General features: G+C 61.2%; 19 protein-coding genes and 1 tRNA gene. 13 read left to right on the top strand and 7 right to left on the bottom strand.

Annotation, left to right across the window (positions count from 1 at the left end; genetic code table 11):
- The first annotated feature begins 45 nt into the window (after positions 1 to 45).
- From xdhA to uraH, 4 genes are read left to right on the top strand one after another with little or no spacing between them, the layout of a single operon-like run.
- Positions 46 to 1,461 (top strand): xanthine dehydrogenase small subunit, encoded by a 1,416-nt coding sequence (gene xdhA / locus ACP7B1_RS20150; RefSeq protein WP_346307351.1) that lies wholly within the window; start codon positions 46 to 48, stop codon positions 1,459 to 1,461.
- Positions 1,458 to 3,803: a xanthine dehydrogenase molybdopterin binding subunit gene (xdhB, locus tag ACP7B1_RS20145; protein WP_346307350.1), complete on the top strand. Its 2,346-nt coding sequence runs from the start codon at positions 1,458 to 1,460 to the stop codon at positions 3,801 to 3,803. The genes xdhA and xdhB overlap by 4 nt, the downstream gene beginning before the upstream one ends.
- Complete coding sequence (gene uraD / locus ACP7B1_RS20140) at positions 3,790 to 4,293, top strand: 2-oxo-4-hydroxy-4-carboxy-5-ureidoimidazoline decarboxylase (protein WP_346307349.1); 504 nt, start codon at positions 3,790 to 3,792, stop codon at positions 4,291 to 4,293. The genes xdhB and uraD overlap by 14 nt, the downstream gene beginning before the upstream one ends.
- Before the next feature lie 10 nt (positions 4,294 to 4,303).
- The gene (gene uraH / locus ACP7B1_RS20135; protein ID WP_426137218.1) at positions 4,304 to 4,660 is read left to right on the top strand and encodes a hydroxyisourate hydrolase; all 357 of its coding nucleotides are present in this window, start codon (positions 4,304 to 4,306) and stop codon (positions 4,658 to 4,660) included.
- Positions 4,661 to 4,721: 61 nt separating this feature from the next.
- Here uraH and ACP7B1_RS20130 read toward each other — a convergent pair whose 3' ends face one another.
- Complete coding sequence (locus tag ACP7B1_RS20130) at positions 4,722 to 5,897, bottom strand: DUF2793 domain-containing protein (protein WP_346307347.1); 1,176 nt, start codon at positions 5,895 to 5,897, stop codon at positions 4,722 to 4,724.
- A 253-nt stretch (positions 5,898 to 6,150) separates the two neighbouring features.
- Between ACP7B1_RS20130 and ACP7B1_RS20125 the strand changes: the two genes are divergently transcribed.
- Together ACP7B1_RS20125 and ACP7B1_RS20120 are read left to right on the top strand one after the other, a co-directional pair.
- On the top strand, positions 6,151 to 8,019 hold the full coding sequence (locus ACP7B1_RS20125; RefSeq protein ID WP_346307865.1) for a nucleoside-diphosphate sugar epimerase/dehydratase: 1,869 nt from the start codon (positions 6,151 to 6,153) through the stop codon (positions 8,017 to 8,019).
- 86 nt (positions 8,020 to 8,105) lie between these two features.
- Positions 8,106 to 9,029 carry a glycosyltransferase gene (locus tag ACP7B1_RS20120; protein ID WP_346307864.1) on the top strand — a complete coding sequence of 308 codons (924 nt, stop codon included), beginning with the start codon at positions 8,106 to 8,108 and terminating at the stop codon, positions 9,027 to 9,029.
- Here ACP7B1_RS20120 and ACP7B1_RS20115 read toward each other — a convergent pair whose 3' ends face one another.
- A complete protein-coding gene (locus ACP7B1_RS20115; RefSeq protein WP_346307863.1) occupies positions 9,030 to 10,031 on the bottom strand; it encodes a glycoside hydrolase in 1,002 nt (333 codons plus the stop codon).
- A 442-nt stretch (positions 10,032 to 10,473) separates the two neighbouring features.
- Between ACP7B1_RS20115 and ACP7B1_RS20110 the strand changes: the two genes are divergently transcribed.
- Positions 10,474 to 10,548, top strand: a tRNA-Gln gene (locus ACP7B1_RS20110).
- A 46-nt stretch (positions 10,549 to 10,594) separates the two neighbouring features.
- Here ACP7B1_RS20110 and ACP7B1_RS20105 read toward each other — a convergent pair.
- Complete coding sequence (locus tag ACP7B1_RS20105) at positions 10,595 to 11,563, bottom strand: NAD-dependent epimerase/dehydratase family protein (RefSeq protein WP_346305214.1); 969 nt, start codon at positions 11,561 to 11,563, stop codon at positions 10,595 to 10,597.
- A gap of 427 nt (positions 11,564 to 11,990) precedes the next feature.
- Here ACP7B1_RS20105 and ACP7B1_RS20100 point away from each other — a divergent pair, with 427 nt between their 5' ends.
- The 6 genes from ACP7B1_RS20100 to ACP7B1_RS20075 all read left to right on the top strand — a co-directional run bounded on the left by ACP7B1_RS20100 (position 11,991) and on the right by ACP7B1_RS20075 (position 18,191).
- On the top strand, positions 11,991 to 13,034 hold the full coding sequence (locus ACP7B1_RS20100) for an autoinducer 2 ABC transporter substrate-binding protein (RefSeq protein ID WP_223611483.1): 1,044 nt from the start codon (positions 11,991 to 11,993) through the stop codon (positions 13,032 to 13,034).
- A gap of 181 nt (positions 13,035 to 13,215) precedes the next feature.
- Complete coding sequence (locus tag ACP7B1_RS20095) at positions 13,216 to 14,715, top strand: sugar ABC transporter ATP-binding protein (RefSeq protein ID WP_346305213.1); 1,500 nt, start codon at positions 13,216 to 13,218, stop codon at positions 14,713 to 14,715.
- Positions 14,712 to 15,689 (top strand): ABC transporter permease, encoded by a 978-nt coding sequence (locus ACP7B1_RS20090; protein ID WP_288192851.1) that lies wholly within the window; start codon positions 14,712 to 14,714, stop codon positions 15,687 to 15,689. Before ACP7B1_RS20095 ends, ACP7B1_RS20090 begins: the two co-directional genes overlap by 4 nt.
- Before the next feature lie 17 nt (positions 15,690 to 15,706).
- Complete coding sequence (locus ACP7B1_RS20085) at positions 15,707 to 16,702, top strand: ABC transporter permease (protein ID WP_130268883.1); 996 nt, start codon at positions 15,707 to 15,709, stop codon at positions 16,700 to 16,702.
- Between the two features lie 72 nt (positions 16,703 to 16,774).
- On the top strand, positions 16,775 to 17,704 hold the full coding sequence (gene rbsK, locus ACP7B1_RS20080; RefSeq protein WP_346305211.1) for a ribokinase: 930 nt from the start codon (positions 16,775 to 16,777) through the stop codon (positions 17,702 to 17,704).
- Positions 17,705 to 17,735: 31 nt separating this feature from the next.
- A complete protein-coding gene (locus ACP7B1_RS20075) occupies positions 17,736 to 18,191 on the top strand; it encodes an RbsD/FucU family protein (protein ID WP_346305210.1) in 456 nt (151 codons plus the stop codon).
- Between the two features lie 165 nt (positions 18,192 to 18,356).
- Here ACP7B1_RS20075 and ACP7B1_RS20070 read toward each other — a convergent pair whose 3' ends face one another.
- The 4 genes from ACP7B1_RS20070 to ACP7B1_RS20055 all read right to left on the bottom strand — a co-directional run bounded on the left by ACP7B1_RS20070 (position 18,357) and on the right by ACP7B1_RS20055 (position 22,953).
- Positions 18,357 to 19,340, bottom strand: a complete 984-nt coding sequence (locus ACP7B1_RS20070; RefSeq protein WP_346305202.1) for a LacI family DNA-binding transcriptional regulator — start codon at positions 19,338 to 19,340, stop codon at positions 18,357 to 18,359.
- A gap of 56 nt (positions 19,341 to 19,396) precedes the next feature.
- Positions 19,397 to 20,398, bottom strand: coding sequence for an ABC transporter permease (locus tag ACP7B1_RS20065; RefSeq protein ID WP_346305203.1), 1,002 nt, complete (start codon positions 20,396 to 20,398; stop codon positions 19,397 to 19,399).
- Entirely contained in the window at positions 20,385 to 21,944 is a 1,560-nt protein-coding gene (locus ACP7B1_RS20060) for a sugar ABC transporter ATP-binding protein (RefSeq protein WP_426137217.1), read from the bottom strand. Before ACP7B1_RS20060 ends, ACP7B1_RS20065 begins: the two co-directional genes overlap by 14 nt.
- A 73-nt stretch (positions 21,945 to 22,017) precedes the next feature.
- A complete protein-coding gene (locus tag ACP7B1_RS20055; protein WP_346305205.1) occupies positions 22,018 to 22,953 on the bottom strand; it encodes a sugar ABC transporter substrate-binding protein in 936 nt (311 codons plus the stop codon).
- Between the last annotated feature and the right edge of the window lie 194 nt (positions 22,954 to 23,147).

The raw sequence follows: 23,147 nt of genomic DNA, 5'->3' as shown, positions 1-23,147 counted from the left end.
CTCTGCCCCTTGACGCTTCATCGCTGCCGGATGAAGCTGTGCACCATGTCACAAACGATCAAATTTTTTCTCAATGGTCAAAAACAGCTGGCGTCGGTCCGGCCGGATATGACGGTGCTCGACTGGCTGCGCAGCGCGCCGCGGCTGACGGGAACCAAGGAAGGCTGTGCCGAGGGCGACTGCGGCGCCTGCTCGGTGCTGATCGGCGATCCCTCCGGTGATTCGGTGCGCTATCACGCCGCCAACAGCTGCATTCTCGCCATGGGTCAGATCGATGGGCGGGCGCTGGTCACCGTCGAAGGCCTGAAAACCGAAGTCCTGCATCCCGTACAGGCGGCAATGGCGGAAAACGGCTCGTCGCAGTGCGGCTTCTGCACGCCGGGCATCGTCATTTCGCTGGCCGGCCTTGCCGCCAGCACGGCACATCCCGATGACCACGAAATCCACGATGCGCTGGCGGGCAATCTCTGCCGTTGCACCGGCTACCGCCCCATCGTTGAAGCCGCCCGCAAGGTGGCGGGCGCTGGCGGCGCCCCGATACCGGGCCTTGAGGTGAGGGCATTCGCCGAGATGGAGCCGCAAAAGGCGGTATCGACCGATGGCTCCACCTTCCACCAGCCGCAAACGCTGGCAGACCTTTTGCAACTGCGCAAGGACAGACCGGATGCGTTGCTGCTCGGCGGCGGCACCGATCTCGGCGTGGCGCTGGCCGATTATCATACGGATTGGGACGAGGTCATTTCGCTGGCGCATGTGCGGGAAATGCGGGCCATCGGCGAGACGGACAACCACCTGAGTTTCGGCGCTGCCGTGACCTGGGAGGAGGTGCTGGCGCGCGTTGCCGGTTCCTATCCGTCCTTTGCCACGCTTATCCGCCGTTTCGGCTCGACCCAGATCCGCTCCATGGGAACCATTGGCGGCAATATCGGCACCGCAAGCCCGATCGGCGACGGCCCGCCTGCCTTGATCGCGCTGGGTGCCGATGTGGAACTGGCCTCGCTCAACGGCCGCCGGTTCATGGCGCTGGAGGATTTCTTCCTCGACTATCGCAAGACGGAGTTGCGGGCCGACGAAGTGATCGCATCGGTCTCCATCCCCAAGCCGAAGCCAGGGCAGGATTTTCGCGTCTACAAGATTTCCAAACGCTACGATCAGGATATCTCGACGGTCTGCGCCGCCTTTTCCGTCACCCGCGAGGATGGGCAGGTGCGCAGCGCGCGCATCGCCTTCGGCGGCATGGCGGCAACACCGCGCCGGGCGGTGGCAGCCGAGCAGGCGCTGGTCGGCACGCAGTTCGATGCGAAAGCGGTCGAAGCCTGCGCGGCGGCGATCACCGCGACGTTCAAGCCGCTCAGCGACTGGCGCGGCAGTGCGGATTACCGCCTGCAGGTGGCAGCCAATCTGGTTGAACGGTTCTGGCGGGATGTCTCCGGCGAGACCGTGGAAGTGATGGCGCTATGACCGACAATGCTCCCCACACCGTCCAGCGTAGCATCGTCGGCAAGGGCATTGCCCATGATTCCGCCGCACGCCACGTGGCGGGCGAGGCGAACTACATCGACGACATGCCCGAACTGCCGGGCACGCTGCACGCGGCATTCGTGCTCTCGCCGGTCGCCCACGGGCGGCTGAAATCCATCGACCCGGCGCCGGCGCTGGCCATGGACGGCGTGGCAGGTGTCTGGTGGGCGAGGGATGTGCCCGGCCACAACGAGGTCGGCCCGATCCTCAATGGCGAAACGCTGTTCGCCGAGGATATCGTCGATCATGAAGGGCGGGTCATCGCTGTCGTTGCCGCCCGCGATTTCGAAACGGCCTACCGCGCCGCGAAGAAGGTAAAAGTCGACATCGAACCGCTGGAGCCGGTGCTGGATATCGAGGACGCCCACCGACGCAGGAGCTATGTCCTGCCGCCGCAGGAAGTCATCGACGGCGATGCCGCGACGGCGATTGCCGGTGCACCGCATATTCTGTCCGGCACGCTGCACATGGGCGGACAGGATCATTTTTATCTGGAAACCCAGATTGCCTATGCCATTCCCGGTGAAAATGGCGAGATGCTGGTGCACTCCTCGACGCAGCATCCAACGGAGGTGCAGCACCATGTGGCGCTGATCCTCGGCCTGCATGCCAATGCCGTGGAATGCCAGGTGCGGCGCATGGGCGGCGGCTTCGGCGGCAAGGAAAGCCAGGCGACGATCATCGCCGGGGCGGCGGCGCTGGTGGCTGCCAAGACGGGAAAGCCGTGCAAGCTGCGGCTGAAACGCCGCGACGACATGGCGGGAACCGGCAAGCGGCACGATTATGTGGCCAACTGGAAAGTCGGTGTCGATTCACGCGGCCGCATTCGCGGGCTGGATGTGGAATATCTCGCCCGCGCCGGAAACCTGCCTGACCTCACCGGCCCTGTCATTACCCGCACACTGACGCATACGGACAATGCCTACCATATTCCCCACGCCCGCTTTATCGGCCATGCCTGCAAGACCAATACGGTTTCCAACACCGCCTTCCGGGGATTCGGCGGGCCGCAGGGCATCCTGACCATCGAGAACATCATCGATACCATCGCGCGGGAACTGCAGCTCGATCCCAACAACGTCCGCGCCATCAACTATTACGGCGACGAAACCGGCGCGGTGACACCCTATGGCCAGCCGGTCGAAGACAACCGGCTGATCGAGGTGACCGAAGCCGTGCTGGCCTCGGCCGACTGGCGCCAGCGGCGCGCCGAGATCGATGCGCATAACGCTGCCAATCCGGTCATCCGCCGGGGGCTGGCGATGATGCCGGTCAAGTTCGGTATTTCCTTCAACCTGACCTCGCTCAATCAGGCCGGTGCGCTGGTGCACGTCTATCTCGACGGTTCGATTTTCCTCAACCACGGCGGCACGGAAATGGGGCAGGGCTTGTTCGTCAAGGTGGCGCAGGTCGTGGCGGAAGTCTTCCAGGTCGAGCTCGACATGGTGCGCATCTCCTCCACCGCGACGGGCAAGGTGCCGAACACCAGCGCCACGGCGGCGTCCACCGGCTCCGATCTCAACGGCATGGCGGCCTTCAAGGCAGCCACGGCGATCAAGGCGCGCATGACCGCCGTTGCCGCCGAACATTTCGGCGTGCAGGAGGCGGCCATCGTCTACCGCGAAGGCCGCGTCCACGCCGACAACGAATCCATATCCTTCGGCGAACTGGCCAAGATGGCCTGGCTCAAGCGGGTGCAGTTGTCGGAAGCCGGGCATTACGCCACGCCGAAAATCCATTGGGACGGCAAGACGATGAAGGGCAGGCCCTTCTTCTATTTCACCTATGGCGCGGCGGTGACGGAAGTGGCCGTGGATACGCTGACCGGCGAGACGCGCTGCCTGCGCGCCGATATCCTGCAGGATGTCGGCTCGCCGCTGAACCCGGCGATTGATCTCGGCCAGATCGAGGGCGCCTTTGTCCAGGGCATGGGATGGCTGACCTGCGAGGAACTCTGGTGGGACAAGACGGGCAGGCTGCGCACCGTCGGACCGTCCACCTACAAGATACCGGGATCGCGCGATGTCCCGCCGGAATTCAATGTGCGTATTCTCGACAACGCGCCCAACCGCGAGGAAACGGTGTTCCGTTCCAAGGCCATCGGCGAGCCGCCGCTGATGCTCGGCGTCTCCGTCTGGCTCGCCATCCGTGATGCCATTGCCTCGCTGGCGCAGGGTGCCATCGCTCCCCGGCTCGATGCGCCCGCGACGCCGGAAAACGTGCTGCGTGCGGTGAACGCACTGAAACAATGCATGAAGAAAGGTCTCGATGACTCTCGATGAACTGAACGATGCCACGCCTGAAACCTTCGTCAAGGCGCTGGGCGGTATTTTCGAGCATTCGCCCTGGGTTGCGGAAGCCGTGGTGCCGCTGCGGCCCTTCGCCAGTGTGGAACTCCTGCACGCGGCCATGGCCGGTGCCGTCGACAAGGCCGGGCAGGTGGCGCAGCTTGGCCTCATCCGAGCGCATCCTGACCTTGCAGGCAAGGCCGCCCGCCAGGGCAGCCTGACGGTGCACTCGACCAGCGAACAGAAGGGCGCCGGGCTCGACCGGCTGACGGACGGCGAATTCGACGAATTTCACCGGTTGAATGACGGCTATCAGCGGCGGTTCGGCTTTCCGTTCATTCTCGCCGTGCGCGGTCATGACAAGCATTCCATCCTGGCGGCATTCAGGACGCGGCTGCAGAACAACGCCGGCGAAGAGGTGGCTGAAGCCCTGCGCCAGATTGCCCTGATCGCCCGGTTCCGCCTCGACGATCTGCTAGCCTGAGAGGTCATCCATGGGAAAACTGTCCACACATGTGCTGGATACGGCGGCCGGGTGCCCTGCCGCAGGCATGACGCTGAAACTGCATCGGATCGATGCGGATGAGATCAGGCATCTGCTCAAAACAACGGTCACCAATGCCGATGGCCGTACCGACGCGCTGCTGTTGCCGCCCGGCGAAATGGCGGTCGGGCGCTACGAGCTCAGTTTCTTTGTCGAGGCATATTTTCGGGCAAAGGGCGCTGTTTTGGCGCAACCCGCCTTTCTCGATGTGGTGCCCATCCGCTTTGCCATCGCGGATGTGGAGGCGAACTACCACGTGCCGCTCTTGGTGACGCCATGGTCCTACTCAACCTATCGCGGCAGCTGAGGAACGTTTTGCAGTACAGTGGTGCGCTTGTTGAACCACGCACGATAAAAACCAGTGCCGCTCACCCGTAAATCCCGATCACATTGAATCGCCTGCGCTCGTCGGCTTTGAAGATGAGCAGATTGCAGGATGATGCCGGTGAAGCGATGGGGCATGGGATTGTCACATCCCCGCCCGCACCGTTACCCAGCAATACCCCATCCTGCGGGAAGGCCCCGCCGAGCTGCTTTTGCATGAGCGGCGAGATATCGAGAGCGATGGTCTGATTGGCCGGATCGGCGGTCTGGATCGCGTCGCCCGCGGCCCATGGCCGGATATGGGCGGGATCGCTGACCTGCAGCTGATCGGCAGCGGTATCCCATTTCGCCCAGGCCGACTGAGCCGGCGATTTGCTGGTGTTCCAGATGCGGACCATCGCGATGCCGCGCATACCTGTGGGAAAGATGCCCGCCGCCGCCTTGCCTTTGAGGGACAGCAGGTCGGCAGAGACGGATGCACAGACAACGCTGCCGGCGGCGGGTTCAAGAACGGCGGTGCCGCCGCCATCGGGCAGAAAAATCAGCCCGGACAGTTTCTTGCCCGTCCTCGGCTGGACGATGCCACCGGGAAACTGCACGGCCCCGGTTCTGCTGTCGGCAAGCAGGATATCCCGCCAGTCCTTGCCGTCGATGCTGGTCTTGATGGAAAAATCCCGGTTCCAGATCGTGCCGATCTCGACGCGGCCCTGATAGGCCGACTGAAAAAGAATGGATGCGAGCTGCTGGTCGCCTGCCTTGTTGATTTTCAGCTGATGCCCGCTGCCCGCATGGTCGAACAGTGAGGCGGGGCTCTTCACGCTCAGGCGGTTCGTGTCATCCGCCTGCGCTTGGATGCCGAGGCGGTCGACGGGATTTGGTGCCGGACGGAAATCGATCCACTGTCCCTGATTGAAAATTGTAAGGCAATTCTCGGCAACGATCCATGCGCGCCATCCGTCCCGCGGCTGGAGGAATGCCCACGCGCCATCCTGCCATGCCGCGATGTGCCCGTCCTTGCCGCCCCACGCACCGGACGCGCCGGGTGCGATGCAATACCGGTTGCCTTCCCGCGGCTCGGCCGGCGGCTCTTTGAGTGTTCTGCTGGCCACGCAAAGCTGCACCAGGGCATCCAGCGCCCGGATGGCCTCATTATGGGTGACATGCTTCTGGGCTTGCGACGGTGCGATGTAGGGGAGCTGAAGGTTCGGTGTCTGGTCCATGGGTCATTGTTCCATCGTTGGAAAAAAGCCAAGGATAAACGCTGCCAGTCTGTGTTGGATAAAGTGGCTGAAAGGACAACCGCCAATTGACCGCCAGACGATGATTGCATTTATGTAACCCTATGTTACTGGTCTTGAAACTATTGGGGAATCTAAGGATGAGCATCTCAATCTCACAAATGCCTCAAATTGGACTTTAAGGAAAATTGCAGTTTCTCATGTCACCCAGGCATTCCGTAAGCACCGAGGATCAATGAAATTGGAAAATTTTCGGCAACGCATCGCCATGATGCCGCGTCGTTACAAGCAGGTGCTCCTTGTCAGCTTTGACATGGTGGTGCTGACATTTGCGGCCTGGTTCAGCTACGTGCTGCGGTTCAACACCCTGTTTATGCCCAATACCGAGCAGGCGATGCTGATGATCGCTGCTCCCCTGATCGCATCGCCGGTGTTTATCCGGTTTGGCCTTTACCGGGCGGTTATTCGCTATCTGCCGGATAAAGCCATCTGGACGATGATGCAGGCGGTGACCTTTTCGGTGATCATCTGGGTGGTTGTCGCGTTTCTGACCCAGATGACCGGTGCCGAAGGCGTGCCGCGCGCCGTCCCCTTTTTGTATTGGGTCCTCGCCGTTGTCCTGATCTGCGGCAGCCGCTTTGCGGCCAAATGGCTGCTGTGGAGCCCGATTCGTGAAAAACTCCTGGCCCGGCAGTGCCTGATATTCGGCGCCGGCGATGCGGGGCGGCAGCTGGCCAATGCGCTGCGCAGCCAGAACGAGGTTTTCGTCGCCGGTTTCATCGATGACGATGCCACGCTGCATGGCATGGACATCCTCGGCATCCGCGTCTACCCGACGGCGCAGATCGAAGATCTCATCGACAGTTTCGGCATCAACGAAATGATCGTGACCACCTCGTCGCTGAGCGGCAATCAGCGCCGTTTGCTGATGGGCAAGCTCAAGTCGCTCAATGTCAAGGTGCGCATCCTGCCGGCGATTTCCGACCTGACGGCCGGGAAATACATTGTCAGCCATCTGCGCGATATCGATATCGACGATCTCCTGGGGCGCTCGCCGGTGCCGGCCCACCCCGACCTTCTCGACAAGACGGTGGAAAACCGTGTCATCCTGGTGACCGGTGCCGGCGGATCCATCGGTTCGGAACTCTGCCGGACGATCGTCAAGCTGGCGCCGGCCAAGCTCGTGCTGTTCGATGTGAACGAGCACAGCATCTATCAGCTTCACCGCGAACTTGCCGGTATCAGCGATTGCGTTCTGGTGCCTGTCCTTGGCTCGATCAGTGATGGCCCGCTGCTCAAGGTGGTGCTCGATCAGCACAAGGTGGAGAACGTCTACCATTGCGCCGCTTACAAGCATGTGCCGCTGGTCGAGGAAAACGTCGTCGAAGGCGCCCGCAACAATGTCATCGGCACCGATGTTCTGGCGGCCGTGGCCCGCGAGGCGGGTGTCCGCAATTTCGTCCTCATCTCGTCCGACAAAGCAGTGCGTCCATCCAATGTCATGGGTGCAACCAAGCGTTGGGCCGAGCTGATCGTGCGCTACCATGGCGACGTGGCGAAGACGCGCGGCACCGGCCAGATATTCACCTGCGTCCGCTTCGGCAATGTCATCGGTTCCAGCGGTTCTGTCGTTCCGCTGTTCCGCGAGCAGATCGCCCATGGCGGTCCGCTGACGGTGACCCATGACGAAATGACCCGCTATTTCATGTCGGTCCGCGAGGCGGCGGAACTGATCATCCAGGCCGGCGCTTTGTCGGAGGGCGGTGACATCCTGCTTCTGGAAATGGGCGACGCCGTGCGTATTCGTGATCTCGCCGAAAATATGATCCTCCTGGCGGGGCTGTCGGTGAAGGACGGCAAAAACCCCCATGGCGACATCGAGGTCGTCACGATCGGTATCCGCGACGGCGAAAAGCTGCATGAGGAACTCTTCTACGATCCGACAGGTGTTTCGGCGACGAGCCATTCCAAGATTCTGCGCGCCAGACGGCGGGTGGCGCCGGTCGACCATCTGCCTGCAGCGGTCGAAGAACTGCGCGAACTGATCGCACAACAAAACCCGGATGCCGTGCGGGCCCTGCTTTTCGAGAAGGCTCTCAGTTAACACGGGACCTCAATCTTGGCGAGATTCCCGTGCAGAAACAGCTGCACTGGTTTCACCGAAACAGACACAGAGCGGGATAGCGGTTGTTGAAAAGGGCTCCATCATCAGGAACGGTTGCCGTCCTCCTGGAAACCTTCAATGGTGCCGCATGTCTCGACGCGCAATTGGCCTCCATCGCCGCGCAAACCTATCCCGATATCGATCTGTGGGTCTCGGACGATGGATCGACGGATGGCAGCCGGGCGATCCTGCAGCAATGGGCACGGCGCTGGACCAAGGGCCGGGTGACCCTGCTGCACGGCGCCGGTGAAGGGCGAAGCGAAAACTTCCGGTCGCTGATCACCAATCCGGCCATCGAGGCGGAATATTATGCCTTTGCCGATCAGGACGATATCTGGGAGCCGGAAAAGCTTGCCGCCTCCATCCGCTGGATCGAGCACAATGCTTTTGCCGTGCCATCCCTCTTCTGTTCGCGGACGCTTACCATTGCCGAAAACGGCGCCATCGTCGGTTCGTCGCCGCTTTATGTGCGCCCGGCGGAATTCCGCAATGCACTGGTCCAGAACATCGCCGCGGGCAGCACGATGCTTTTCAACCGCAAGGCGCATGATCTTCTCGCGGCGTCGTGCCGGACGACGCAATTTTCAAGCCATGACTGGTGGTTGTATCTGATTGTCTCCGGCGCCGGTGGCGTGGTGCATTTTGACCCGCAGCCGCTGGTGCGGCACCGCCAGCCGAGCCGTGGCGAGGGCTGGCAGGGGCAACTGGCTGCCTTGCGCGCCCGCTTCGCCGTCCGGTTTGCCGATCGGGCCGATCTCAACATTCAGGGGCTGGTGCGCAACCGCGATCTGCTGACCGCCGAAGCACAGGCGACCTGCGATCTCTACTGGAAGGTGCGATCCGACAATGTCATCCGGCGCATTCTCGCCCTGCATCAGTCGGGCGTTTACCGGCAGACCCTCCCGGGCCAGATCGGGCTTTATCTCGCCGCCATCTTCCGCAGGCTCTGATCAGGCCGCTGTCCGTCTGCGAAAGCGCAGCAGCACGGCACAGACGCAAACAACCGCCACCACAATACCGGTCAGGCGGACCGGAATGCTGGTGGAACTCGCGGCCAATGCGCAGATGCCCAGAATGACATTCAGCGCAGCCACGGTCAGCACAACCTGCCACACGCTCCATCCCGCGCGTTTGGCAACCTGATAGGCATGTTTGGAATGAGCGGCGAAAATATTGTCGCCCTCGAGCAGGCGCTTGATCAGCGTCGTCGTGGCATCGGCAATGAAAAACAGCGGCAGGATCAGTCCTGTGGCAATGCGCATGTCGCGGGCGACCATGAAAAAGGCGAGGCCGCACAGCAGGCCAAGCGGCAGGCTGCCGGAATCGCCAAGAAAAACCGTGGCCTTGGGGCGATTGAACAGGGCAAAGCCGCAGAGCCCCCCGGCTATGGCCGCTGCGATGCTGCCGCTGGCCATGCCCGCCAGGCCGAAGGCCGCGAACCCCGCGAGAAAGGCAAGCGGAATGCCCAGGCCGGACACGACCATCAGGTCGAGGCCATCCATGAAATTGGTCAGGTTGATGAAATAGACCAGCGCCAGAACAAGCAGGCCCCGCTCAAGCAGGACCGGGAAAAAATCCGGCAGCAGGCGGAAATCTGGCCCGAGGCCGTAAACGCAAAGGCAGGCGGCGGTCAGCTGCGCGATGATCCGGATGCTTTCCGGCAGGTGATACCGGTCGTCGAGCATCCCCGTGATCCAGAGGATCAGCGCGCCGATGGACGCGGTGACGAGAAAGCGCTGGTCGAGACCCATCCGCGCGCCGAACAGCCAGAGGAGCGCCAGGACCACCGGCACGATGGCAAGGCCGCCAAGCTGGCGTGCAGGCTGGGTGTGGTTGGAGCGTTCATTGATTCCCGCGGCCAGGAAATGGCTGGGCAGCAACCGGATGAGAACGGCAAGAAGCACGGCGCTGGCAATAGCGGCAATGACAAAGACGGTGAGGATCGGCGACAAGGCAGCGGCACCCTTAATCTAGGGTCAGGACCCATTAATCTGGTCGAAATGGTATAAGGCCATTTGTTTGGTTACAAGGAGCAAAGGCGATGGCAATGTGGTTCATTGTCGAGTCTTTGCGACGATGGAGCCGGGCAAATGGACCATATCCTGCGGACGCCGAAACGGCTGCAAGCTGCCGTGTCGAGCCGCTCGGCCGGGGGAAAGACCCCGCCCTTCGCATCTCTCCTCGCATCTTCTTGCCGTTTCAGGCGCCATTTCGATCATATTAATGAGTCCTGACCCTAGAGCTTGGCGGATTGTTCACACCCTTGTCATGAAAATAATGCCGAAACAATTGTGAAAGAGCGACAAACTGGGCAATCATTCACGTTGCGCAAGCTGGAACCAGAGGTTATAAGGCCGCGCTGTCCTGCGGTGCAATGCACCCGCATCGGCATTTTGGGGCGTAGCCAAGTGGTAAGGCAGCGGTTTTTGGTACCGCCATTCCCTGGTTCGAATCCAGGCGCCCCAGCCATGTCAAAGCAATATCCAAGTCATTGAATATATTCATATAATCGGGATCAATCGCGTGCGGACGCACGGCTCGCAGGCAAAACCGACTGCGCGATCCGCAAGCCGGAATCAACAGTCGGTTCCCAGCCGGTTGATTCCAGCAGGGCGGCGCTTGCCACGAGATTGCCGTTGAGTGTTTGCCAGCGCTGCTGCTGGCCGGTCATGGCAGCGGCGAGATGCAGGAGCCCGGCGGGAATACTGACCAGTCCGGCATCCCGGCCTAGGCCATGCCGGATCGCCGTGACGATTGCCGCCGCTGTCATGGGACTCTTGTCCGCGACGATATAGATACCCCCGTCCGTGTTCGTGCTGCACAGGCTGTGCAGGATGGCGCGGCACAGCGCCGAGCGGTCAAGCACCGAGCGTTGTCCCGTCAGTGACTGCAGCGGCAGGGGTATCTTGCGGGCCGCGAGCCGGATCAGGGCCGCCATGTTGCCTTTCACGCCGGGCCCGTAGACAAGGACGGGACGCAGGATGGTAAAGTTGCGCCTTGGCATGGCCGCGGCGATTTCCGCCTCGGCGGCGAGTTTTGCCCGGCCGTAATCATCGCTTGGCCGGGGCGGCGACAGCTCGGTGACCAGACCCTCCTGCGTGGCCCCCGATTGCGCCCGGATTGACGAAAGGAACACCAGCTTGCCGCTGATCGCCTGATCCGCAGCCTTGGCGAGTTTAGCGGCGAGGACACAGTTCACGTCGTGGTAGAGTTGTGCCGCCTCCGGCAGCCGCGTGTGGGCGATGGCGGCCAGATGCACCACATGATCGAACCCTGCGAGCAGCCGCGCGAAATCGTCGTCCGGGGCAGCGGGTGAGGGCAGAGGAATCGTTTCAATCGGGAGGGTCGCCGGGCTCGCCGATGAGCGCGAAGCGCCGGTAACCTGATAACCGGCGGCCATGAGGTGCGGCACAAGCTCCTGTCCGATGAAGCCGGAAGCGCCCGTGACGAGGACCTTGCCCTTGACCATTGTGTGAAACCCCATTCCTGAACCTCACTCATATCAAGAGGTGTCGCTGCCAATCAATGCGCCAATCCATATTCATGGCGCAGAGAGCGGATTTCCTGCTGCGGCAGTACAAAAATTCGTGACAATTCAATATCCCGATAAACATTTGTTCAATCTCGGCCGAGTCGTATTGACAAGTCCCGCATGATCCGAAATGTTAAATGAAACGTTTCATGAAGGCATGAATCGCAGGGAGAGGCACATTTGCGCCGGTTTGGGAGAATCTCGGGCGCAAATTGATCGGACAGTTTTTGGCATCTTACCGCGGCACCCATCGAGGGCGAGCCGGTTTTGATGTGCATCGTCAGGCCAAGGCATTTTCCGCGACATGAGAAGGATTTCAGGGTGGGCGCTTCGCGCACAGCCGGGAAAATACAAGGCAAAACCAAGGGAGGATAAACCTGTGAAGAAACTGCTCGCATCACTCGCCATCGTTGCGGCACTGGCCGCACCGGCCATGGCCGACAGCGCCGTCGATACATCCAAGGTGAAGAAGGAATACGTCACCTCCGCCAGCGGCAAGACCTATTCGATTGCCACGGTCGTCAAGGTCGACGGCATCGCCTGGTTCGACCGCATGCGCACCGGCGTTGCACAGTTCAAGGCGGAAACCGGCGCAGACGCGTGGATGGTCGGCCCGAGCCAGGCCGATGCCGCGGCGCAGGTGCAGATCGTTGAAAATCTGATCGCGCAGGGCGTCGATGCCATCTGCATCGTGCCGTTCTCGGTGGAAGCGGTCGAACCGGTTCTGAAGAAGGCGCGCGATCGCGGTATCGTCGTCATCGCGCACGAAGCCTCCAACATCGTCAATGTCGATTATGAGCTCGAAGCCTTCGACAACAAGGCCTACGGCGCGAAGCTGATGGAAGTTCTGGCCAAGGATATGGGCGGCAAGGGCAAGTATCTCGCCACCGTCGGCAGCCTGACCTCGAAGTCGCAGATGGACTGGATTGATGGTGCCATCGAATACCAGAAGAAGAATTTCCCGGACATGTCCCTGGCAACAGAGCGTCTGGAAACCTATGACGATGCCAACCAGGATTACACCAAGCTGAAGGAAGCCATGACCACCTATCCGGATGTCAAGGGCATCCTGGGTGCGCCCATGCCGACCTCCGCCGGCGCTGGCCGTCTGATCGCCGAAGGCGGTCTGAAGGGCAAGGTCTTCTTTGCCGGTACCGGTCTGGTTTCCGTTGCGGGCCAATACCTCAAGAATGGCGACATCCAGTACATCCAGTTCTGGGATCCGGCCGTTGCCGGTTACGCCATGAACGAACTGGCCGTCATGGCGCTGGAAAAGAAGAACGGCGAGATCAAGGCCGGTCTTGATCTGGGCCTGCCCGGCTACAACAGCCTGCTCGTTCCCGATGCATCCAAGCCAAACCTGCTCTATGGTGCAGGCTGGGTTGGCGTAACCTCCGCCAATATGGGCGATTACAACTTCTAAGGGAACACTCACCCCCCTCTGTCCTGCCGGACATCTCCCCCACGAGGGGGGAGATCACATTGCCATCAACTCTCTCACTTACTTTGCAACATTTCAGAAATGATCGATACAGTAGTGAAGGCTGATCTCCCCCCTTGTGGGGGAGATGGGCGGCAGCCCAGAGGGGGGTAAAAGGAAACACATGAGCGAACACCTTCTGGAACTGAAAAATATCGGCAAGCGCTTTGGCGGCCTTGTGGCGCTGGATGCTGTCTCGCTCTCGATCAAGCCTGGTGAAATCCACTGTCTCGCCGGAGAGAACGGTTCCGGCAAATCGACGATCATCAAGATCATGGCCGGTGTTTACCAGCCGACCGATGGTGAAATCCTGATCGATGGCAAGCCGGTCTCCGGCATGACGCCTGCCCAGTCGGTGCAGCATGGCATTCAGGTCATCTATCAGGATTTTTCCCTGTTCGGAAATCTGACCGTCGCTGAAAATCTGGCGTTGAACACGCTGCTTCTCGAAGGCAAACGCACCGTCAACTGGCGCCGTGTGCGTGAGCTCGCCGAAAGGGCGCTTGCCCGGCTCGGCGTGACGATGGACCTCGATGCCGATGTCGAGACACTGCCGACATCCGGCAAGCAGATCGTGGCGATCGCCCGTGCGGTCATGGCCGATGCGCGCCTGATCATCATGGATGAGCCGACGACGGCGCTGACCCGGCATGAGGTCGATGCGCTGTTCCGCATCGTGCGCGATATTCAGGCGCAGGGCATCGCCGTGCTGTTCGTCAGTCACAAGATGCGCGAAATGCTGGAGATCAGCGAACGGCTGACGGTCCTGCGCAACGGCAAGAAGGCCGCCGAAGGCCCGATCAGCGATTTCGATGAGCCTGCGATCACCCGCGCCATGACCGGTCATGACCTGACCGATCAGGTCTATCGCTGGCAGCCGACAAAGGGCGATACGCTGCCGCGTCTCGACGTGCGCAATCTCAGCATTGCCGGCAGCCTCGATGACATCAACCTGACATTGCATGCGGGCGAGATTGTCGGCCTGTCCGGCCTCATCGGCTCCGGCCGCACGGAACTGGCCCTGGCGCTGTTCGGCATGCATCCCAAGTTCACCGGAACCGTCAAGATCGACGGCACCAGCGTGCATCCGAAGACCGTGCAGGAGGCCATTGCCAGCGGCCTGGCCTATGTGCCGGAAGACCGGCTGACGGAAGGCCTGTTCCTGACCCAGTCGATCGAGCGCAACATGCTGGCGACATCGCTCGACAATTTTGTCCGGGGCCTGTTCATCGACCGCAAGAAGACGGCAAAGGCCACCACCGCCATGTTCGGTGCCATGCAGATTGCCGCGCCCGGACCCTATACGCCCGTCAACCATCTCTCCGGCGGCAATCAGCAGCGCGTGGTTCTGGCGCGCTGGCTGTTGACCGGGGCGCGGGTACTCATCCTCAACGGCCCGACGGTTGGTGTCGATGTCGGTTCCAAGGCGCAGATTCATCGCAAGATCCGCGATCTCGCCACCCAGGATGGCCTTGCCGTTTTGATGATATCCGACGATGTGCCCGAGCTTGTGCAGAACTGCAACCGCGTCATCATCATGCATCGCGGCCGTTTCGTCGATGAAGTCGGACCTGATGCTTTGGATGAAGACACTCTAAACGACCGCCTGAAGGCCTTGAAATGACTCTGTTTCGCCGATCGGAATTCATCATCGCGTGCATCCTTTTTGCCGCCATGATCATCATTGGACTGATCAACCCGGCCTTCTGGTCGCTGGACAACCTGTTCGGGCTCCTGCGCAGCAATGTCATCATCGGCATCATGGCGCTCGGTGTTCTCGTGGTGATGATCTCGGGCGGCATCGACGTGTCGTTCACCGCCTTTGCCGCCGCGGCCATGTACCTGACCATCAAGCTGATGATCTATATGGGCTATGAGGGCGTGTTTCTGCCCTTCGTCGCGGCGACGCTGATCGGCCTGTTTCTCGGCGCGTTCAATGCGTTTTTCATCCACACGTTCCGGATGATCCCGCTGATCGTCACGCTGGGCACCGGCAGTGTGGTGCGCGGCTTGCTGCTTGGCCTTGTCGGCACCAGCGTCATCAACATCGACAAGATGCCCCAGCAGCTGATCGCGTTCGCCAAGACCGATCTGGTCAGTCTGACCTCGGCCACCGGCACCAATTTCGGCCTGACGGCGATGATCCTGATCTATCTCGGCCTTGCCCTCGTCACCCACCTTTTCCTGCGCTACACCATGGCGGGGCGCAGCATCTTTGCGTTGGGCGGCGCGCCGGAAGCGGCGAGCCGTGTCGGCTTCAACACCCGCCGCACGCTGTTCTTCGTTTATTGCTTTGCCGGGGCGCTGGCTGGTTTTGCCGGTCTCCTGCACGGCTCGATGATCTGGCTCGCCAATCCGCGTGATTTCGCCGGACTCGAACTCGATGTCATCGCCGCCGTCGTGCTTGGCGGCGCGTCGATCTTCGGCGGACGCGGCAGCGTCATGGGCACGCTGCTCGGGGTGTTCATGCTTGTCATGGTCAAGAACAGCCTGATCATCATGAAGGTCGACACCACGTGGCAGCGCGTCGTCGTCGGCCTGATCATTATCGTTGCGACAGCGCTGACCGCCTGGCGTGACCGCAAGAAACTGGTGTGAGAGCAGGGAACGTCATCATGCAAAACAGCTCATTCGCCAAGCGCATTTTCGGACAGGATCGCAACATCCTGCAACTGCTCGTCATCACCGTGCTCGTCTTCGCGCTGATGTCCTATCTCAACCCGGACAAGTTCCTGCGCTACTACAACTTTGAATCCATCACCTACATCATGCCGGAACTGGGCATCCTCGCCATTGCCATGATGATCGCCATGCTGACCGGCGGCATCGACCTTTCGGTGGTGGGCATTGCCAATCTCGCCGGCATCCTCGCCGGTGTGTTCTTCCATTCGGTGATTGTCGGAACCAGCCAGTCCACCGGCATGGTGCTGCTTTATACCGGCATCGGCGTCCTGATGGCGCTCGCCATCGGCCTTCTCGCCGGGGTGCTCAACGGTTTCCTCATCTCGAAACTGCGCATCACGCCGATCCTGGCGACGCTGGGCACCGGGCAGATCTTTACCGGCCTTGCCGTGGTCCTCACTGGCGGCCCGGCGATTGTCGGCTTCCCGGATGCGTGGAATTTCATCGGCAACGGCAAGATTCTGGGCATTGCCACCCCGTTCATTCTGTTTGTCATCGTTGCGGGTGCCGTCGCTGTCCTGCTGACGCGCACCACGCTCGGCGTCAACCTGATGCTGATCGGTACCAATCCGCGCGCCGCGATCTTTGCCGGTCTGCGCAAGGACCGGATGATTTTCTACTCCTACATGATGACGGGGCTGCTCGCGGCCATTGCCGGGATCATCCTGTCGGGCCGGACCAACGCAGCCAAGTCCGATTACGGCGCATCCTATCTCCTGCAGGCCATCCTGATTGCCGTGCTGGGCGGTACCAATCCGGCTGGCGGTAAGGGCAGGGTGCTCGGAGTTTCGATTGCCCTGATCGCGCTGATGCTGCTGTCTTCCGGCTTCCAGATCCTGCGTTTTTCCAACCACCTGATCGACTTCATCTGGGGTGGTTTCCTGCTGCTGGTCATCGCGCTCAACGCTTTCAGGAACAGCGACAGGTAGGGGCATGTTTCTTTCGTGAAGTCATTGATATAGAGCAATTTCAAACACTACGGATAAGGCAAGGAACATAATATGGCTCGTCGCATTGCAGTCGTTGGCAGCAACATGACCGATCTCGTCACGTCGATCATCCGCATGCCGGCGCCCGGCGAAACTCTGGAAGCACCGGCATTCGCCATGGGGTTCGGCGGCAAGGGTGCCAATCAGGCCGTGGCCGCCGCCCGGCTTGATGCCGACGTGATGATGGTCACCAAGGTGGGCGATGACGTGTTCGGCCAGAGCACCATCGACAATCTGCGCAACAACGGCATCGATATCAGCCATGTCGGCATGGTGGCCGGGCAGTCGAGCGGCGTTGCACCGATTTTTGTCGACGAGTCGGGCGAGAATTCGATCCTGATCATCAAGGGCGCGAACAATGATCTCAAGCCCGCCGATATCGATGCGGCCGCCGAAGACCTGAAGCAATGCGACCTGATCCTGATGCAGCTGGAAGTGCCGCTGGAGACGGTCTACTACACCGCCGCCTTCGCCGAGAAACACGGTATCGAGACCATCCTCAATCCTGCCCCTGCCGCGCCCGATCTGGATGCCGCGAAGGTTGCCAAAGTCACCTTCGTGGTGCCGAACGAGAGCGAGTTGGCCTTACTGACCGGCATGCCGACCGATACCGACGAACAGATCGAACAGGCGGCCCATGCGCTGATCACCCAGGGTATCCGCACCGTGATCGTCACGCTCGGCTCGCGCGGTGCGCGGCTGATCACCGCCGACAAGTCGACCATGATCGAACCGGTCAAGGTCAAGCCGAAGGACACGACCGGTGCCGGCGATGCCTTCATCGGCAGCTTTGCCCGCTTCTACGTCGAGACCAAGGAGCTGGAAGCGTCGCTGCAGAAGGCGGCGCTTTATGCGGCGGATTCGATCACGCGTCCGGGCACGCAGAAATCCTACGCGACGACGGCGGAGTTCGAGGCCTTCGTCGCTGCCAACAGGGCTTAAGGCCAATACCCGCAAGAATGAGGAACCAACCGTGCTGAAAAATCTCGATCCGCTGCTGAATGCCGATGTCCTCTATGCGCTGAAGTCCATGGGGCACGGCGACCGTCTGGTCATTTGCGATACGAATTTCCCCGGCGATTCCGTCGGCCGGCAGACCCGTCTCGGCCGCCTGCTGCGGATCGATAATGTGAGCGCGCCGCGCGCCGCCAGGGCCATTCTTTCGGTCATGCCGCTCGATACCTTCATCGATGACGCCGCCGCGCGCATGGAAATCGTCGGCAGCCCCGATGAGATTCCGGATGTGCAGAAGGAACTGCAGGCGGAAATCGATGCCGCCGAAGGCAAGCACTGGCCGATGGTCTCGATCGACCGCATGGCCTTCTACGAGCACGCCAAGAATGCCTATTGCGTCATCGCCACCGGCGAGCGGCGTTTTTACGGCTGCTTCATCCTGACCAAGGGCGTGATTGCGCCGGACGCAGCCTGAAATCTTTTGTTGCCGTTGCACTAAGCGTGGTGCGTGGTTCGACAAGCTCACCATGAGGGATGGAACGAGCTGCAGGAAACTATGTTCTGCAGCGTTTGTGATCAACCGTGCACCAGACCACTTCCCTCATGGTGAGCTTGTCGAACCACGCACCACCCAACGCCTTCAGACGTCCCGGCGCGGCGGCGCCGTCGAACCGCGCACCACCAGCGTTGCCTCGAGATAATCATCCTGCAAAGGCCCGTTGTCGGTACCCGTGATGGCGGCAAACGCCCGCGCGGCGATCTGCTCGACGGGCTGGCTGATCGTGGTCAGGCGCGGCGTCACCAGATTGGCCAGCGGAATATCGTCGAACCCGATGATCGACACGTCGTCCGGCACTTTGAGGTCGAGATCGCTGGCGGCGCGCAGAAGACCGATGGCCTGCTGGTCGCTGGCCGTGGCAATGGCGGTCGGGCGCTCATGCGGCGGACGGTCGAGCAGGAAGCGCCCGAGTGTTTCGCCCGACGCATAGTCGAAATGGCCCTCAACCGCCTCGCAGCGCACGCCTGCCGTGCCAAGCATGTTGAGGAAGCCGGCGCGCCGTTCGCGCGAAACCGGCGCATCGGCGGAACCGGCGATATAGGCGATACGCTCATGGCCGAGCGCCACGAGATGCGCAGCGGCAAGCGCTGCTCCGCGGTAGTGATTGACGGAAATGAGCGGCAATCCGGTAAAGCGCCGGTCGACGGCAACCGTCGCCACGTCGCTGCTCCAGCCCTTTGAGGCACCGAACTGCGTCGGCACGACGATGAGGCCGGTGGGATAGCTTTTGAGCAGGCTGTCGATCTGCGCCAGTTCGATCTTCGGATCGTCATTGGTGATCGACAACAGCACCGAGAAACCGGCCTGCGAGGCAATCGCCTCCACATGTTTTGCCAGTTCGGCAAAGAACGGGTTGGTGATATCGGGAATGACGAGGCCGATCATGTCCGTGCGGCTGCGGCGCAGACCGCGCGCGACGCCGTTCGGCCGGAAATTCAGCTCGCGAATGGTGGCTTCCACCAGTTCGCGCAGTTCCTTGCCGACGGTCTCGTTCTTCGCCAGAACGCGTGAAACAGTGCCGACGGAAACATTGGCCCGTGCTGCTACATCCTTGATGTTGACCATCTTCCCATGCCTGACCTGTTGCGGGTGCCGTGTGAAGCCGGCAACTCCATATATCCCTATGCTTTCGTCAATCTTTCACGATATTTGTCAAGGATTACTGCAAGGATAATCACAAATCCGGTGATCATCTGGCGCATGAAATCGCTGAGACCAAGCAGGATGAGGCCGTTGGCGAGCACGCCGATGATGCAGGCGCCGAGCAGGGTGCCGACAATGCTGCCGCGTCCGCCGCTCAGGCTGGTGCCGCCGATGATGACAGCGGCAATGGCATTGAGCTCGAAGCCGATGCCGATGATCGGGCTGGCGATGTTCAGGCGGGCCATGTAGATGATCGCGCCGATGCCGACGAGAACGCCGCAGATGGTGAATGCAGCCACCTTGTAGAAGAACACGTTGTGGCCGGCGAGGCGGGCCGCTTCCTCATTGTTGCCGATGCCGTAGAGCACGCGGCCGAACACGGTCTTGGTCAGCACGAACCAGCCGATTGCCACCAGCACCAGCGCAATCAGGAACAGGAGCGGAATGCCGTAGAAGGTCTGCGAGCCGAAGGCGTTGAAGGCGGCCGGGAAGGAATAGATGGTCGATGCATTGGTGACCTGCAGTGCCGCGCCGCGGGCAATGTTGAGCGTGCCCAGCGTGACGATGAAGGAGGGGATCGCCCACCAGGCGCTGATCAGGCCGTTGAGGAGGCCGAAGGCAATACCGGCCACGATGGCGCTGATGGTGGCGAGGAACACGGCAACAGCGGGATCGAGCCCCGGCAGCGTCATCACCGTACCAGCCACAACGGCGCAGAAGGACAGGACGGAGCCCACCGAGAGATCGATGCCGCCGATGAGGATGACGAAGGTCATGCCGATGGAAAGCACCAGATTGATCGTCACCTGCGTCAGGATATTGGTGACATTGCTGGAGGACAGGAAGTGCGGCGTGAAGGAAAACACGATGATCAGCGCGATGAGCGCGATGCCGATGCCCGCTTCGCGCAGCACGGTCTTGGTCGTTGTGGCGATGGTTTTGCTGCCCGCCTGCGCCGTGGTCAAATCAGTGGTGTCCATGGTTGCGTTCGTCCTTGTAGGCAAAGTTCAAAATGCGCTCTTCGGAAAAGTCCGCGCGTGCCACTTCACCGGCAATGCGGTGTTTCGACATGACGAGGATGCGGTCGCTGAGGGTGATGAGCTCGGGCAGTTCCGAGGAGACGATGAGCAGCGCCAGCCCCTTTTCCGAAAGGCCGCGCAACAGCGCGTAGATTTCGGCCTTGGCGCCCACATCAACGCCGCGTGTCGGCTCGTCGAGCAGCAGGATCTTCGGGTCATTTGCCAGCCATTTGGCCAGGACGACCTTTTGCTGGTTCCCGCCCGACAGGGTGGAGACCGCATCGGCGGTGTCACCATATTTCAGCTTGATCTCGCCGCCGAGCGCGCGCGTCAGCCGGGTTTCCTCGCGTTTGTCAAGAAGGCCGAGCCGCGAAACCTTGCGCAGGCTTGCTAGCGTGACATTGGCCGCAATTGCCATGCCGAGGATCAGGCCTTCCTCCTTGCGGTCTTCCGTGACGAAGCCGATGCCGTCACGAATGGCCTGTTTGGGATTGCGGTAGTGGCGCGGCTGGCCGTCGCGTTCAATCGTGCCGGACAGCGGCAGGTCGGCGGCGAAGATCGAGCGGAGCAGTTCGGTGCGGCCGGAGCCGACCAGTCCGGCGATGCCGAGGATTTCACCGTAATGCAGATCGAACGAAACGCCTTCCGCGTGCGGGGAGGCGGGATGGCGCAGGTTGCGCAGGGAAAGCGCGGTGCGGCCGCTCGTGTCGAGATCGCGCGCGGCGGCCATGGCGGCAGCAAGCTGGCGCCCGACCATGTTGGTAACCAGCTGATCGGTCGTCGTTCCCGCAATATCCGCCGTCATGACGGATTCGCCGTTGCGCAGGACCGTGACCCGATCACAGATGGAGAAAACCTCGTTGAGGTGGTGTGAGACAAACACGACAGCAACGCCCTTAGCCTTCAGGGCGGCGATGATCTGGAACAGCCGTTCGGTCTCGCGCGCCGTCAGGGTTGCGGTCGGCTCGTCGAGAATGAGAATGCGGCTTTCGCCCATCAGCGCGCGGGCGATTTCCACCAGCTGGCGGTGCGCCACACCGAGGGATTCCACCGGGCGGCGCACATCGACATCCCCCAGCCCGATGGCATCGAGCGCCTTGCGGGCTTTTGCGTAGAGAATCGGGTAATCAACCATGCCGAACGCCTTGCGCGGCATGTCCTCAAAGCAGATGTTTTCGGCAACCGAGAGGTAGGGCAGCAGGTTGAATTCCTGGTGGACGACCTGAATGCCGGCCTTCTTCGCATCGCCCGGCGTGTGCGGATCATAGGTCCCGCCGTCGAGTGTGATCTCCCCGGCATCCCGCTGGATGATCCCGCACAGGATCTTGATCAGCGTTGACTTGCCCGCACCATTTTCACCGACCAGCGCATGCACCTCGCCGGGGCGCAGCGAAAAGCTGACGCCGTTGAGGGCGACAACGCCGCCGAAGCGTTTCTTGACGCCCGAGAGTTCGAGCACCGGCCCTGCACCAGCACCAGCCGGTGCCGGAGCGGCTGCGCCTGCCATGTCAGTGTTTTCCATGATCATCGACCCGGTTGGCGGCTGTGCCGAACCAGACACAGCCGCGGTTTACCCCGCGTTACTTCACCTCGTCCGATGTCACGAGCTTGATGTCGGTCTTGACCCAGCCTTCGAGCGGCTTGCCGCCGGCCACGACGCCAAGCGCCTTGTCGATGGCGTTGGCGGCCATCTGCTGGCCGAACTGGTCGACTGTGGCAAGCAGCTTCTTTTCCTTCAGCAGCGGCTGGACAGCCGGGATGTTGTCAAAACCGACGACTTCGATCTTGCCTGTTTTACCAGCCGCTTCGATGGCCTTGACGACGCCGAGAACCATGGAGTCATTGGCTGCCATCACGCCCTGGATATCCGGATGGGCTGTCAGCATGTTGGAGAATACGGTGTTGGCTTCTTCGGTTTCCCAGTGGGCGGTGCGCGAGTCGAGCAGGTCGAGCTTGCCCGCCTTGACGGAGTCCATGAAGCCGAGCTTGCGCTGGGCCGCATTGTCGGCGCCGGGATTGCCTTCGATGATGACCACCTTGGCGCCTGCACCGAGCTTTTTGGCGAGCGCATCGCCGGCCATCTTGGCGCCTTCGCGGTTGTCCGGGCCGACAAAGGCGAGCTTCAGGCCTGCCTCCTGCTTGGCCTTGTCATCGAGCGCCACGTCGAAATTGACGACAGTGATACCGGCATCCACGGCACGCTTGATCGGCGGAACGAGCGCGCGGGAATCGGACGGGGCAACAACGATGGCATCGACCTTTTGGGTGATGAAGCTCTCGATGGCATTGATCTGCGTCTCGACATCGGTCTCGGACTGCATGCCGACGGCTTTCAGCGTGTAGTCGCCGCGCTTGGCCTCGTGGGCCTTTGCGCCCTCGAGCATGTTCTTGAAGAATTCATTGGCAAGGGATTTCATCACAAGCCCGACGACGGGCTTGTCGGCGGCATAGCTAACTGCAGGCATGGCGAGCGTGCCGGCCAGAAGGCTGGCGGCAATAAAACGTGCGAATTTCATTGTATTCCTCCCAGAATGACAAAAGACGTTCAGCGGTTTGCCACGTCCTCCAACATGGCGATGAAACGTTTCATTGCGCGGGCGCAATAGCGGCGTCTCAGCTCAATAGGAGCCCGAAGATCACGGATTTGTCAACATGAAACGTTTCATTCAAGAGATGGGCGGGCTGCTGCGAACGGAACGCTGCCTGCAGA

Origin of the sequence: Phyllobacterium sp. SL163, assembly GCF_049896885.1 — a bacterium.
Classification (GTDB): Bacteria; Pseudomonadota; Alphaproteobacteria; order Rhizobiales; family Rhizobiaceae; genus Phyllobacterium; species Phyllobacterium calauticae.
This window is presented reverse-complemented; position numbering and strand designations above follow the sequence as displayed.